The sequence below is a fragment of the Halobacterium jilantaiense genome, from assembly GCF_900110535.1.
Classification (GTDB): domain Archaea; phylum Halobacteriota; class Halobacteria; order Halobacteriales; family Halobacteriaceae; genus Halobacterium; species Halobacterium jilantaiense.
The window spans coordinates 1,219,257-1,232,052 of record NZ_FOJA01000001.1 but is presented as its reverse complement, the minus strand read 5'-3'; the positions used below and the strand labels follow the sequence as shown (position 1 = coordinate 1,232,052).

13 protein-coding genes and 1 pseudogene are annotated in these 12,796 nt (G+C 68.9%); 6 read left to right on the top strand and 8 right to left on the bottom strand.

Annotated features, from left to right (window positions below; translation table 11 throughout):
• Nucleotides 1-25: 25 nt before the first annotated feature.
• From BMW35_RS06315 to BMW35_RS06295, 5 genes and pseudogenes are all read right to left on the bottom strand, one after another.
• Complete coding sequence (locus BMW35_RS06315; protein ID WP_089668531.1) at nt 26-613, bottom strand: hypothetical protein; 588 nt, start codon at nt 611-613, stop codon at nt 26-28.
• A gap of 166 nt (nt 614-779) precedes the next feature.
• Nucleotides 780-983: pseudogene (locus tag BMW35_RS15865) on the bottom strand (FAD-dependent oxidoreductase); the annotation flags it as partial.
• 71 nt (nt 984-1,054) lie between these two features.
• Nucleotides 1,055-2,353 carry an ABC transporter ATP-binding protein gene (locus BMW35_RS06305; RefSeq protein ID WP_089668530.1) on the bottom strand — a complete coding sequence of 433 codons (1,299 nt, stop codon included), beginning with the start codon at nt 2,351-2,353 and terminating at the stop codon, nt 1,055-1,057.
• Nucleotides 2,346-3,350, bottom strand: a complete 1,005-nt coding sequence (locus BMW35_RS06300) for an ABC transporter ATP-binding protein (protein WP_089668529.1) — start codon at nt 3,348-3,350, stop codon at nt 2,346-2,348. The genes BMW35_RS06305 and BMW35_RS06300 overlap by 8 nt, the downstream gene beginning before the upstream one ends.
• Nucleotides 3,351-4,535 (bottom strand): ABC transporter permease, encoded by a 1,185-nt coding sequence (locus tag BMW35_RS06295; protein WP_089668528.1) that lies wholly within the window; start codon nt 4,533-4,535, stop codon nt 3,351-3,353.
• A 99-nt stretch (nt 4,536-4,634) separates the two neighbouring features.
• Here BMW35_RS06295 and BMW35_RS06290 point away from each other — a divergent pair, with 99 nt between their 5' ends.
• Entirely contained in the window at nt 4,635-5,624 is a 990-nt protein-coding gene (locus tag BMW35_RS06290; RefSeq protein ID WP_089668527.1) for an ABC transporter permease, read from the top strand.
• A gap of 1 nt (nt 5,625) precedes the next feature.
• On the opposite strand, the gene BMW35_RS06285 is transcribed toward BMW35_RS06290, so the two are convergent.
• Together BMW35_RS06285 and BMW35_RS06280 are read right to left on the bottom strand one after the other, a co-directional pair.
• Nucleotides 5,626-6,333, bottom strand: a complete 708-nt coding sequence (locus BMW35_RS06285; protein ID WP_089668526.1) for a phosphoglycerol geranylgeranyltransferase — start codon at nt 6,331-6,333, stop codon at nt 5,626-5,628.
• A gap of 183 nt (nt 6,334-6,516) precedes the next feature.
• Complete coding sequence (locus tag BMW35_RS06280; protein ID WP_089668525.1) at nt 6,517-7,482, bottom strand: transcription initiation factor IIB; 966 nt, start codon at nt 7,480-7,482, stop codon at nt 6,517-6,519.
• A gap of 181 nt (nt 7,483-7,663) precedes the next feature.
• Here BMW35_RS06280 and rnhA point away from each other — a divergent pair, with 181 nt between their 5' ends.
• Together rnhA and BMW35_RS06270 are read left to right on the top strand one after the other, a co-directional pair.
• On the top strand, nt 7,664-8,260 hold the full coding sequence (rnhA, locus tag BMW35_RS06275; RefSeq protein ID WP_089668524.1) for a ribonuclease HI: 597 nt from the start codon (nt 7,664-7,666) through the stop codon (nt 8,258-8,260).
• On the top strand, nt 8,253-8,798 hold the full coding sequence (locus BMW35_RS06270; RefSeq protein WP_089668523.1) for a DUF7108 family protein: 546 nt from the start codon (nt 8,253-8,255) through the stop codon (nt 8,796-8,798). The genes rnhA and BMW35_RS06270 overlap by 8 nt, the downstream gene beginning before the upstream one ends.
• 105 nt (nt 8,799-8,903) lie before the next feature.
• On the opposite strand, the gene BMW35_RS06265 is transcribed toward BMW35_RS06270, so the two are convergent.
• Nucleotides 8,904-9,254: a PadR family transcriptional regulator gene (locus tag BMW35_RS06265; RefSeq protein WP_089668522.1), complete on the bottom strand. Its 351-nt coding sequence runs from the start codon at nt 9,252-9,254 to the stop codon at nt 8,904-8,906.
• Between the two features lie 110 nt (nt 9,255-9,364).
• Here BMW35_RS06265 and BMW35_RS06260 point away from each other — a divergent pair, with 110 nt between their 5' ends.
• From BMW35_RS06260 to BMW35_RS06250, 3 genes are all read left to right on the top strand, one after another.
• Nucleotides 9,365-9,898 carry an inorganic diphosphatase gene (locus BMW35_RS06260; protein ID WP_089668521.1) on the top strand — a complete coding sequence of 178 codons (534 nt, stop codon included), beginning with the start codon at nt 9,365-9,367 and terminating at the stop codon, nt 9,896-9,898.
• 260 nt (nt 9,899-10,158) lie between these two features.
• On the top strand, nt 10,159-11,271 hold the full coding sequence (locus tag BMW35_RS06255; RefSeq protein ID WP_089668520.1) for a DHH family phosphoesterase: 1,113 nt from the start codon (nt 10,159-10,161) through the stop codon (nt 11,269-11,271).
• 84 nt (nt 11,272-11,355) lie between these two features.
• Nucleotides 11,356-12,714, top strand: coding sequence for an alkaline phosphatase family protein (locus BMW35_RS06250; RefSeq protein WP_089668519.1), 1,359 nt, complete (start codon nt 11,356-11,358; stop codon nt 12,712-12,714).
• Nucleotides 12,715-12,796 lie beyond the last annotated feature (82 nt).

Sequence of the window (12,796 nt, the reverse complement as noted above, 5' to 3'; positions counted from 1 at the left end):
GGAGCGCGGCGACTTGAGGGTTGTACTATTCGGTCGACCGCTCCCCGAAGTCCGGCTTGTCCCACTGCTCCTTCTCGAACTCCGTGTCCTCGGCGAGCGTGACGCCGGCTCGCGGGTGCTGGTCGGCGTCCGCCACCAGCACGCCGTCCCCCCGGAGGTCGCGGAGTTCCGCCCGCGCGTCCTCGCGGGACCGGTCGCTCAACACGGCTGCGGCCTCCAGCAGGTCGTCCTTCGATACGCCCGAGGAGGCCGCGCTCTTCGGCAGGTCCGCCGTCTCCGTCATCACCGCCACGTACGCGGCCAGCGAGTCGTCGGGGTCGAGGCGCTCGTGCCAGGCCGCCGGGTAGCCGCTCACCCGTCCGTCTCCGACCTCGTAGACGGCCCCCTTGTTCGGTGCCTCCCGGTCGTCTGCGAGGTGGGCGCGGAGCTGCTCGCGCAACTGCTCGCCGTCCACGGAGTCCTCGGCGAGCGCGTCGAGGTAGTCCTCGACGAGGGACTGCGGCACGCCCGGGGCCGTGTCGTGGTGTTTCTCCGCGAGCTTCACGAGCTTCCCGACGAGCAGCTGGCCGCCCCGGCTACCCGCCTCCTCGATGACCGCGTCGTCGAGCTCCATACCGGCCCGGTCGGCGTCGAGCCCTGAAAACCCGCTAGAGGCCGGGAACAACCTGACAACCACCTCGTCACAGCCCGGTCGGCGCGACGCTGCAGACGTCCCGGAACGCGCCCTGCACGACCTCCGAGAGCGCGGGGTGGACGTGGATGGTCCCGGCGACGCGCTCGGCGTCCGCGCCCGCGTTCCGCACCGTCTCGACCACGTCGGCGACGTGCAGCAGCCGCTTCGAGGGGTTGCAGCCGCGGTTCAGGCACGTCCCGCCGAGCCGGCCGCGCTCCACGAGCGCGACCTCCAGGCCCTTGTCGACGGCCGCCGACGCGACGAGGTTCCCGGTGCCGCCGCCCAGCACGAGCAGGTCGAAGTCGGGCATACCGGGTGATTCGGCGGTCCGGAGAAAAAGCGTAGTGCCGGCGGCTGCGCCCCGCTGAAGGGCGTCGCGACTCAGTCGTCGCCGGCGAGTTCGGGCGGCGCGTACTCGCTGGCGACGCCGTGGAGGTGGCAGGCCGCCGGGTGGCCGGCATCCGTCTCACTCAGTGGCGGCGCGTCGCGCTCGCAGACGGTGCCGAAGGCGTCACCCAGCCGCTCGGCCGCCGCCGCGGTGTCGCCCGCGAGCACGTCCTCGATTACGGCCGAGAGGACCGCGTCGGCGTCGCCGTCCGGAAGCTCCGGTGGGAGGTCGTAGTCATCGCGGACCTCGGCGGCCGTGGCGAGGTCGTCGTCGACGTCGCCCGTCTCGACGGCCAGCCGGAAGTCCAGCACCTCGCGGAACGAGTCCTGCGGGAAGTCGTAGCCCTCGGGCGGGACGACCCGGGGGCAGCGCGGGTGGAACGAGCAGCCGCTCGGCGGACTCGACGGGTCGGGCACGTCGCCCGTGAGTTCGACCGCGCCGCCGCGCTGCCGGGGGTTCGGGTTCGGGATGGACGCCAGCAGCGCCTCCGTGTAGGGGTGCTGGGGGTTCGCGAACAGCTCCTCGGTGGGTGCCATCTCCACGAGTTCGCCGAGGTACATCACGCCGACGCGGTCACACACCTGCCGGACGACGCCGAGGTCGTGGCTGATGAGCAGCATCGACAGCCCGAGCTCCCGCTGGAGGTCGTCCAGCAGCGAGAGAATCTCGGCCTGCACGCTCACGTCGAGCGCGCTCACGGGCTCGTCGGCGACCAGCAGGTCGGGGTTGAGGACGAGCGCCCGGGCGAGCGCGATGCGCTGTTTCTGGCCGCCGGAGAACTCGTGGGGGTAGCGGTCGGCGTCGCTCGCCGCGAGGCCGACGCGTTCGAGGATGTCTTCGACGATTCGCTGCTGGCGCTGCTGGTCCCGGAGGCCGTGGATGCCGAGGGGTTCGGCGACGGACTCGCCGACGGTCATCCGGGGGTCGAACGCCGAGTTCGGGTCCTGGAACACCATCTGGGCGCGCCGGCGGAACGCCTGCTCCGCGCTGCCGTCGTACTCGGTGATGTCCTCGCCGTCGAAGTACACTTCGCCGCCCGTCGGCTCCTCCAGCCGCAGGAGGCTCGTCGCCGTCGTGGACTTCCCGCAGCCGGACTCACCGACCAGTCCGACCGTCTCGCCCTCGCGGACGTCGAAGCTCACGCCGTCGACGGCCTTCACGTGGCCCGTCACCCGCCGCAGCAGCCCCGACCGCACGGGGTAGTGTTTCTCCAGGTTCCGGACCGAGAGGATTGCGTCGCTCTCGCCGCTGTCGGCTCCGTGCTCGCTGTCGTCGTGTGCGTGGTCAGTCATCGTCGGCCTCCATGGCGCGCGGCAGGTCGTGGCGGTCGTCGTGCAGCAGGCAGGACACGTCGTGGCTGCCGCCGACGTCCCGGAAGGCGGGCTGGCTCCCGGTCTCACACTCCGGGACGGCGTGCGGACACCGCGGGTGGAACCGGCAGCCGTCGGGCGGGTCCGTCGGTTCCGGGAGGGACCCGCCAATCGTGTCGAGGGCGCGTCCCCGCCCGGGCAGACACTCCAGCAGCGCCCGCGTGTACGGGTGCGAGGGGTCCTCGAATATCTCGTAGACGCTGCCGGTCTCCATCACCTTCCCCGCGTACATCACCACGACGCGGTCCGCGATCTCCGCGACGACGCCGAGGTCGTGGGTGACGAACAGCATCGCCATCCCGTGCTCGTTCTGGAGGTCGTCCAGCAGCCGCAGTACCTGCGCCTGGATGGTGACGTCGAGCGCCGTCGTCGGCTCGTCCGCGATGAGCAGGTCCGGGTCGCAGGCCAGCGCCATCGCGATGACGACGCGCTGTTTCATCCCGCCCGAGAACTGGTGGGGGTAGTCGTCGATGCGCTCGGAGACGTCCCCGATGCCGACGCGGTCCAGCAACTCCACGGCGCGCTCGCGGGCCGCAGACTTCGGGACGTCCCGGTGCAGCCGGATGGCCTCGTTTAGCTGGTCGCCGACCGTGTAGACGGGGTCCAGCGCCTCCTGTGGGTTCTGGAAGACGTGACCGATGCGGCCGCCCCGGTACTCGCGGAGGGCCTTCCCGGAGAGTTCGGTGAGGTCCTCGCCGTCGAAGCGCACCTCGCCGCCCGTGATTCTGCCCGGCGGCTGCGGGACGAGCCTCGTGATGGACTCGCAGGCGACGGTCTTCCCGGAGCCGGACTCACCCACGAGACAGACGGTCTCGCCTTCGCGGACGTCGAAGCTCACGCCGTCGACGGCCTTCACGGTCCCCTCCTCGGTGTCGAACTGCGTGTGGAGGTCGTCGACGGAGAGCAGTGGGTCCCGCATCTACGCACCCCCGTCCCGCGGGTCGAGCGCGTCTCTGGCGGCGTCCCCGGCGACGTTCAGCGCGGCGACAGTGAGCGCGACGACGACCACTGCCGACACCGTCACCCACCACTTCGCCAGCCAGCCGCCGCTGACGTAGCGGGCTGCCAGCCCGCGCCGCAGCAGCTCACCGATGGAGCGCATGTTCGACTCGCTCAACACCAGGAAGGAGAGCCCGACCTGCGTCAACACGACCATCGGCACGCGCCGCGAGAGGCTCGTCGCGATGGCGGGCGATGCGTTCGGCACGAGGTGCGTCCGGAGCACGTGGAGGTCGCTCGCGCCCGCGCTCCGCGCCGCCCGGACGTAACCCTCGCTGCGCTGCTTGAGAACGTTGCTCCGGACGAGGCGCGCGATGCCGCCCCAGTCCAGGAGCCCGAAGAACAGCGCCAGCACCACTAGGCCCTTGTCCCGGAGGACGAGCGTCGCGACGAACACGTAGATGACGACGGTCGGGACGGTCTGCTGGACGTCGACGTACCGCATCAGCACGTCGTCGACCCGGCCGCCGTAGTAGCCCGCGGTCGCGCCGACAGCGGTGGCGATGACGCCCATCAGCGCGGCCGCGGACAGCGCCACCATCAGAATCTCGCGCAGCCCGTGGACCACCCACGAGAGCACGTCGATGCCCAGCCCGCTCGTCCCGAACGGGTGGGCGAGCGTGCCGTGGCACCGACCGCCGGCCGTCGACCCGACGCACCGCTCGATGGCGTCCGCGGGCACGCTGAACAGCCAGGGCGGCTGGAGCTGCCGGGTGAGGTCGGTCCGGCCGATGCCGCGGAACTCGGGTGCGAGCAGCGCCACTACGACCACCACGCCGAGGTACGCGACGGCCAGCACCGCCAGCGGGTCGCCGCGGACGCGCCGCCAGTACCGGCGGGCGCTCTCGCGGTCGACGGCGACCGGAACGACCACGAACCGCGCGAACACGAGCAGCCCGAACCCGAACAGCCAGTCGATGCGCTGGGGGTAGTACGTCCCCCACAGCGCGCCGCTGCGGAGCCAGTAGTCGAACGCGAACGTCGCCGCGAGCGCGAGCACTCCGACGAGGAAACCGACGGTCCGGAGCCGGACCCGCCGCCGGTCGTCTTGGGCCGCCCAGTCGACACTGGTGAAGGCGGCACCGTCGAGTCTGCTGGAGGGCATCGGATTGGCTGTAAGACACGAAATGCTTATACTTTGTGTTGACACATGTCACGCCAGTCCGATGGCCCTCCGCCAGCCCTCCGCGGGCGGTGAGTCACCGTGAGCTACGCGTCGTTCGTCGCGCGGCGCGCTGCGCTCGCGGTGCTCGCCGCCTACCTCGTCGTCTCGCTGACGTTCGTCGCGTCGGCACTCGTCCAGCAGAACAACCTCGGCGGCCAGGTCGCCGCCGCACAGCGCGCCGGTGCCAGCCCGGCCGAGATTCAGGAACTCCGCGAGGAGTTCTGGGCCGCCCGCGGCGGCAGCGACCACCTCGAACGCTACGTCGACTTCGTCACCGGGTTCGTCGTCCTCGACTGGGGCGACTCCCACGCCATGAACGAGCCCGTGACGGACGTCGTGGCCGACAGGCTGCCGTACACGCTCGCGTACGTCGTCCCCGGCATGTTCGCCGCGTTCCTCGTCGGGTCGCTACTCGGCGTTCTGGGGGCGTTCCGCCGGAACTCCGTCTTCGACGGCGTCCCGCGGCTCGCCGCCTACCTCGCGATGGGTGTCCCGTCCTTCTGGGTCGTCCACTTCCTCAGCACCGAGTTCCCGTCGCTGATGCCGTGGCTCCAGCCGACCCGCGCCGCCGTGAGCGCCACCCCACGCGTCAACGAAGTGTGGTCGCTCGCGTTTCCGCTCCGGTACGCGATTCCCGCGTTCGTGCTGTCGCTGGGGCTGGTCGCCGGCCTCCTCCAGCACTCGCGGGCGGAGTCTCTGGAGTACGCGCGAGCGCCGTTCGTGAAACTCCTCCAGGCGAAGGGGTCGAGCCGGCTCCGGGTCGCCCGCCACGTCCTCCGGAACGCCGCCATCCCCATCCTCACGCTGTCGTTCGTCGAGGTGCTCGGCGTCCTGATGCTGAACGTCTACATCCTCGAAGCCGTCTTCAACATCCCCGGCATCGGCATGATCAGCCTCTACGCCATCGAGAATCAGGACACGCCACTGGTCGTCGGGACGACGATGGTGCTGGTACTGGTCGGCATCGGCGGGAACTTCCTGCAGGACGTCTGCTACGGCTACCTCGACCCGACCATCGCCGAGGACTGACCTACTCGGCGTGCGCGTCCTGGACGCCCTCGACGGTCTCCCGAACGGCGTCCACGCCCTCGTCGTGCAGCAGGTCGCCGACGACGACGGTGTCGGCGTGTTGCCCCATCTGGTAGGCCGCGTCGTAGTCGCCGACGCCGCCGCCGTAGAACAGCGCCGCGTCGTCGACCCCGTCGGCGGCCGCCGCCACGACTTCCGGGTCGCCGAGCGTCCCCGAGTACTCCACGTAGACGATGTCCTGCCCGAGCAGGCGCTCGGCGACCGTGGCGTACGCGCCGACCTCGTCCGCGTCGAGGCCGCAGTCGGCGTCCGTGTACTCCGCGACGCTCGCCTCCGGATTCATGACGATGTACGCCTCGGTCGTCGTCCGCGCCCAGTCGAGGTCCGCGATGCGCACCCACTCCTTGTGCGCGCCCGTAATCCAGAACGGGTCGCCGGCGTTCAACACGACCGGCACGAGGTAGCCGTCCAGCGCGTCGTCGTCGACGACGACGGCCGGATTCGACGGCTCCTGGTAGAGCGGCACGTCGTGTTTCCGGCACGCGTCGATGACCCGCTGCATCTTCTCCGTCGTCACGTCCAGTGTCCCCCCGATTTCGATGGCGTCCGTGCCCGTCTGCGCGACGTCGTCGAACGTCTCGCCGTCCACGAGGGACTTGTCGGGGTCGACCTTGAGGACGTGGTCCCAGTCCGCCCACGGCGCAGTCATACCTGGGCGATTTCGCAGGCGTCCGCAAAACCCCTTCGATGCGGCGAGTCAGCGCGCTGGCCCGCTGTCCGAGGCCGAGGCTCCCCGGAGTCGGTCCCTCACCAGAGAATCGCGGCAGCGACGAGCGCGCGGTACCACGTCTGTCGGCACTCTTCGACGGCAGAGCAGTGGGGTTGGGCGGTCCTATCCGTGGATGCCCATCGCTTCGATCTGCTCTTGATAGCGGTTCCGGATGGTGACTTCAGTCACCTGCGCGACATCTGCGACCTCGCGTTGGGTCTTTTTCTCGTTGCAGAGCAGGCTCGCGGCGTAGATGGCGGCGGCCGCGTAGCCGGTCGGGGACTTCCCGGAGAGCAGCCCCTCTTCGGCGGTGGTCTCGATGATTTCGTTCGCCTTGGACTGCACTTCCTCGGAGAGTTCGAGCTCCGAGCAGAACCGGGGGACGTACTTCTTCGGGTCGACGGGCTTCATCTCGAGGCCGAGTTCCTGGGAGATATACCGATACGTGCGGCCGATCTCCTTGCGTTCGACCCGTGATACCTCCGAAATCTCCTCCAGACTTCGGGGGATGCCTTCCTTCCGGCAGGCCGCGTAGAGGGCGCTCGTCGCGACGCCCTCGATGGAGCGGCCGCGGATGAGGTCCTCCTTGAGCGCGCGTCGGTAGATGACCGACGCGACCTCGCGCACCGACCGCGGTACGCCCAGCGCCGACGCCATCCGGTCGATTTCGGACAGCGCGAACTGGAGATTGCGTTCGCCGGCGTCCTTCGTGCGGATTCGCTCCTGCCATTTTCGGAGCCGGTGCATCTGTGAGCGTTTCTTCGACGAGATCGAGCGGCCGTAGGCGTCCTTGTCCTTCCAGTCGATGGTGGTCGTTAGTCCCTTGTCGTGCATCGTCTGCGTCGTCGGTGCACCGACGCGGGACTTCTCCTGTCGCTCCTGGTGGTTGAAGGCGCGCCACTCCGGACCGGGGTCTATCTGCTCCTCCTCGACGACGAGGCCGCAGTCGTTACAGACCAGTTCCGCGCGGTCCGAACTCTTCACGAGGTTGTCCGAGTTGCACTCAGGGCACTCCCGTACTCCCTCCTCGGAGTCCTCCTCCTGCTCTGCCGCCGTTTCTCGCTCCCGCTGGCGAGTGGACCGTGTCATCGCATTTTTATATTAGTGTCGTCCACACGGTTAAACCCGTTGCCGGTGTTAACACCTACATCAAACGACACAATACCGGCGTCGTTCGGGCCGAATTCGACAGACGGAGCGGCGATACCGCCCGACACGCCTGCGTGTCGAACAGTAACCCATAAACGGGACGCGAGGTGACCTGACTTCAATGCCAGTCGTCGAGTGCGACGTCGCCGACGCGCGCGAGGCCCTCGCTCAGGCGGGCGCTTCGTTCAGCGACGGGAACTCCGAGTACGAACTGTGGCACGCCGACCTCGGGGACGCCCACGCGGTCGCCTACGAGGACAAACTCGTCGTGCAGGGCGCGTCCCCGACGGACATCACGGCCGTGGTCGAGCCCGACCGCGGCGGCCGCGTCCACGCCTACTTCGACGGCGCGAGCCGCGGCAACCCCGGGCCGGCGTCGGTCGGCTGGGTGCTCGTCTCCGGCGACGGCATCGTCGCCGAGAACGGCGAGACCATCGGCCGCGCCACCAACAATCAGGCCGAGTACGAGGCGCTGCTCGCGGTCCTGGAGGCCGCCGCCGACTTCGGCTTCGACGACATCGAAATTAGGGGCGACTCCCAACTCGTCGAGAAGCAGGTCAAGGGAGCGTGGGACACTAACGACCCCGAACTCCGCGAGAAGCGCGTGCGGGTCCGGGAGCTGCTGGAGCGCTTCGACGACTGGTCGCTGACACACGTACCGCGGGAGGTAAACGACCGCGCCGACGAACTCGCGAACGAGGCCCTCGACGATGCCTGAACTCCCAGACGAGGTTGTCTCGGAGGCGCGACGGCTCGCGCGGCTCGCACGGGACGCCAGCGAGGACGCCGCAGCCGACGCCTACCGCGACCGACTGGACGAACTGCTCGCCGAACACGACCGCGTGGCGCGGGTGCGGGACGCCGACGCGACGCTCGTCTGCTACCCCGCGGACTGGGCGGACGACGACGGCACCGTCCACCCGACGGACATCGAGGACCCGGACCGCGCGGAGGAGGTGTCGCTGGCGGGCGGCGGCGAGCAGGGCGACTACGCGGACGCCGCCGAGCGCAACGCCGAGCTAGTCGAGCGGGTCGCCGACGAGTACGACGACGTCCACGCGGAGAACGCAGCGGCGTTCGCGGCGTTCATGAACAACCACTACGCGCGGCCGATGGACACCGCTACCGACGCGGAGCGCGCGGAGTTCCGCGAAGAGTTCTTCCCGCGGAACGCGTGGCCGAGCGACGAGCAGCGCGCGCTCCTCGACGACTCACTGGACGCGGTCGCGGCCGTTGCCGAAGACGGCGACACCTGACGCTGGCGGCCGTTCACTGGCGCTGCTTCTCGGCCTCGACACAGCTTCGAGAGCCAGCGCTGTCGCTGTTCGGCGCGAGGTCCAGAGAAGGGGGATGCCCAGTCCTTATTCGTCGGCGACGATCGCTTCGACGCGCTCGCGGCGTTCGTCGTCAGTGACGAACTTCGAGAGCGTCCACTCCAGGTCGTCGAGGACGGCGTCGAAGCCGTCGTCGGTGAGCGCGTACTCGTTGGTGCGCTTGTCAAGCTCCGACTTCTCGACGAGACCCTTGTTGACGAGGTCGTCGAGGTTCGGGTAGAGTCGACCGTGGTTGACTTCCTGGCCGTAGTAGTCCTCGAGCTCGCGCTTGATGGCGAGGCCGTAGCGCGCTTCTTCACCGAGTACGTTCAGGATGTTCTTCTGGAACGCTGTCAGGTCCCGGACGTCAGTCCGGCTTTCGGGTTGTGCCTCTGACATAGCCGACGGAAGTGGCCCTGGACATTTAAGCATTCTCAACAGAGTGGGCTCATCGGGCCGTAGACCCGATACGAAAACCCTTTTTCGGCAGGCGTCGGAGCTTCAACAGCATGACGAACCTCTGGGAAGACCTCGAGACCGGTCCGGACGCGCCCGACGTCATCTACGCCGTCGTGGAGTGTCTCAAGGGCGAGCGGAACAAGTACGAGTACGACAAGGACGTGCCCGGCGTGGTGCTGGACCGCGTGCTGCACTCGAACGTTCACTACCCGTCGGACTACGGGTTCATCCCGCAGTCGTACTACGACGACGGCGACCCGTTCGACGTGCTCGTCCTCGTCGAGGACCAGACGTTCCCCGGCTGCGTCGTCGAGGCGCGCCCCGTCGCGCTGATGGAGATGGACGACGACGGCGAGAAAGACGACAAGGTCATCGCGGTGCCGGACGAGGACCCGCGCTACGACGACGTGGAGGACGTCGACGACCTCAGCGACCAGCAGAAGGCCGAAATCTCGGAGTTCTTCGAGACGTACAAGAACCTCGAGGAGGGCAAGGAGACGGAAGTGCTGGGCTGGGAGGACGCCGAGACGGCGAAGGACGCCATCGAGCACGCCCAGGACCTCTACGACGAGAACTTCGCGTAACGCCGCCGTACCGCGGATTCTCTCCGTCGGATAACTCGAACGTATGGGTCGACGCGAACCCATGTGTTATGCGCATGGGTAATTACTTCTTGCCGGGGGCGCTACTGTGTCGTGTATGAGCTCCGACCGCCCCCCTGTCGGCGTCAGCCACCCGACGGTCGTCCCGTCGAACTTCCAGCCCGAGGACGAGCAGTCACAGCGCGACCGACGCGACTGACTCGGGACAAGCTACTTAACGGTTCGCGGTCACTCTCGGCCAAATGCTCCCCGAGGTGGGCCCGGTCTCGACCCCGTTTCTCGCCGTCCTCGCCGGCTCCGCAGTCGTCGCCGGCGGCGTCGGAGCTTACGCGCTCCGCTCCGTGCTCGCGAAGCGCCGTGCACCCGACGAGAGCGAGGACCTCGTACAGCTCCGGGACACCATCGCCGGCCTCGAATCGGTCGCGCTCGTCGTCCCGGAGAACCCGAGCGTCGACGCGCTCGCGGCCGCCATCGGCCTCCGAGAGCTCTGCAACGAGTGGGGCGTGTCGGCCCGCGTGTTCGCCGAGGGCGACGTGACCAGCGACGACGCCAAGGCGTTCTGTAACCTCTTCAATCTCAGCCTCGACGTCGCCGACGACCCGCTCGACGACTACGACGGCGCGGTCGCGGTCGGTGGCGGCGGCACCGTCCCGTCGTTCGCGAACCGGCCGCCGGTCGTCGCGGTCGTCCGCCACCGTCCCGCCGCCGTCGACCACCCGCTGGTCGTCGCCGGCAGCGAAGCGGGCGCTACCTCCACCATCGTCGCGCGGTTCTTCGAGCGCACGGGGCACACGCCCGAGCAGGACGTCGCGACCGCGCTCCAGTACGGCATCCGCGCCGGCACCCGAGAGTTCCGCCGGGTGCGTTCCCGGGAGGACTTCCGGGCCGCGAGCTTCCTCCAGGAGTTCGCCGACCAGGGCACCATCGACGCGCTGCGCGCGCCCGGCATGAGCTCCGAGACGTTCGACGTCATCGGGCACGCCATCGCGAACCGGGAACGCCGCGCGAGCTTCGCCGTCACGAACGTCGGCAGCGTCCCCGCCGTCAGCGCCCTCGAAGAGGCCGCGGACACGCTCCTCAGGCTCGACGGGGTCTCCTCGGCGGCCGCGTTCGGCGTCCACGAGGACACCGTTGTCACCGCCTGCCGGGCGGACGACGTGCGGACGAGCGCGATGGACGTCCTCGCGTCCGCGTTCGACCAGACCGAGGCCCTCGGCGGCGACGCCGATGCTGCGACGGCTCGCGTCCCGCTCGGGCTGTTCAGCCGCGTGAGCGCCGAGCGGAAGGCCACGCTCGACGAACTCATCGACGCGAGCACGCGGAAGGCGCTGTTCGGCGCGTTCGAGCAGGCCTGACCTCGCGCCAGCGGGCTGGCGGGCGCTGTCGCCACACAACCACGTAAACCAACGCTTTAGTGGCGGAACGGCGACGGGACTGGTATGGGTCTGTTCGACCGACTTCGCGGGAGCGACGCTGGCCGGGTCGCGTTCGTCGGCATCGACGGCGTGCCGTTCAGCCTCGTCCGCGACCACCCCGAGACGTTCCCGAATCTCCACGACGTGATGGAGGCGGGGACGGGCGGCGCTATCGAGAGCATCGTGCCCCCCGAGTCGAGTGCGTGCTGGCCGTCGCTCACCACGGGCGTCAACCCCGGCGAGACGGGCGTCTACGGCTTCCAGGACCGCGAGGTCGGGAGCTACGAGACGTACGTCCCGATGGGACGGGACGTGCAGGCGACCCGGCTCTGGGACCGCGTCACCGACGCCGGCCGGGACGCCACCGTCCTGAACGTCCCGGTGACGTTCCCGCCCCAGCGGAACGTCCAGCGGATGGTCTCCGGGTTCCTCTCGCCCGAAATCGAGAAGGCCTCGCATCCGGCCGATGTCGGGAGCTTCCTGGAGTCCGTCGACTACCGCATCGACACGAACGCGAAACTCGGGCACAAAGACGACAAGTCCGACTTCGTGGAGAACGCACACGACACCATCGACGCCCGGCAGGAGGCGTTCATGAACTACGTCGAGGCAGACGACTGGGACCTGTTCTTCGGCGTGTTCATGTCCACGGACCGCGTCAACCACTTCCTGTTCAAGGACTACGAGGAGGACGGCGAGTACCGCGAGGAGTTCTTCGAGTTCTACGAGAAAGTCGACCGCTACATCGGCGAGATTCGGGACGCGCTTGCGGACGACGTGACGCTCGTCGTCGCCTCGGACCACGGCTTCACGAGCGAGGACTACGAGGTCCACCTGAACTCCTGGCTCGCGGACGAAGGGTATCTCTCCTTCGACACCGACGACCCGGAGGCCCTCGAAGACATCAGCGACGACACGCAGGCGTACTCGTTCATCCCCGGCCGGTTCTACCTGAATCGCGAGGGCCGCGAGCCCCGCGGGAGCGTCTCCGAAGACGAGGCCGACGACGTGCTTGACGAACTCCGCGAGAAGCTCCTCGCGTTGGAGAGCCCGGACGGCCGTCAGGTCGTCGACCGCGTCGTCGACGGCGACGCGGTGTTCGACGGCGACCACGACGAGATTGCGCCCGACCTTGTCGCCATCCCGAACCACGGCTTCGACCTGAAAGCCGGCTTCTCGGGGCCCGACGACGTGTTCCGCCACGGTCCCCGGAACGGCATGCACTCCTTCGAGAACGCCACGCTCGTCGTCGACGACCCCGGCGTCGAGGTGCCGTCGACGACGAACCTCTACGACATCGCGCCGACGCTGCTGGACCTCATGGACGTCCAGTACGACGACCGCGAGTTCGACGGCGACAGCCTCGTCACTGCCGACGACTGACTACGGGGATTTCGAGCATCAGCGCGCGAACGCGGTGAGCGCGCTGTTCCCCGCGCGAGTGAGCGCAGCGAACGAGCGCGGG

Bases quoted from the DNA above. Each gene is read 5' to 3' on its own strand.
- BMW35_RS06280 (WP_089668525.1), bottom strand. From the start codon at position 7,482: ATGACACGGTCCACTCGCCAGCGGGAGCGAGAAACGGCGGCAGAGCAG.
- BMW35_RS06265 (WP_089668522.1), bottom strand. From the start codon at position 9,254: ATGTCAGAGGCACAACCCGAAAGCCGGACTGACGTCCGGGACCTGACA.
- BMW35_RS06270 (WP_089668523.1), top strand. From the start codon at position 8,253: ATGCCTGAACTCCCAGACGAGGTTGTCTCGGAGGCGCGACGGCTCGCG.
- BMW35_RS06300 (WP_089668529.1), bottom strand. From the start codon at position 3,350: ATGCGGGACCCACTGCTCTCCGTCGACGACCTCCACACGCAGTTCGAC.
- BMW35_RS06305 (WP_089668530.1), bottom strand. From the start codon at position 2,353: ATGACTGACCACGCACACGACGACAGCGAGCACGGAGCCGACAGCGGC.
- BMW35_RS06255 (WP_089668520.1), top strand. From the start codon at position 10,159: ATGCTCCCCGAGGTGGGCCCGGTCTCGACCCCGTTTCTCGCCGTCCTC.
- rnhA (WP_089668524.1), top strand. From the start codon at position 7,664: ATGCCAGTCGTCGAGTGCGACGTCGCCGACGCGCGCGAGGCCCTCGCT.
- BMW35_RS06260 (WP_089668521.1), top strand. From the start codon at position 9,365: ATGACGAACCTCTGGGAAGACCTCGAGACCGGTCCGGACGCGCCCGAC.
- BMW35_RS06285 (WP_089668526.1), bottom strand. From the start codon at position 6,333: ATGACTGCGCCGTGGGCGGACTGGGACCACGTCCTCAAGGTCGACCCC.
- BMW35_RS06295 (WP_089668528.1), bottom strand. From the start codon at position 4,535: ATGCCCTCCAGCAGACTCGACGGTGCCGCCTTCACCAGTGTCGACTGG.
- BMW35_RS06315 (WP_089668531.1), bottom strand. From the start codon at position 613: ATGGAGCTCGACGACGCGGTCATCGAGGAGGCGGGTAGCCGGGGCGGC.
- BMW35_RS06250 (WP_089668519.1), top strand. From the start codon at position 11,356: ATGGGTCTGTTCGACCGACTTCGCGGGAGCGACGCTGGCCGGGTCGCG.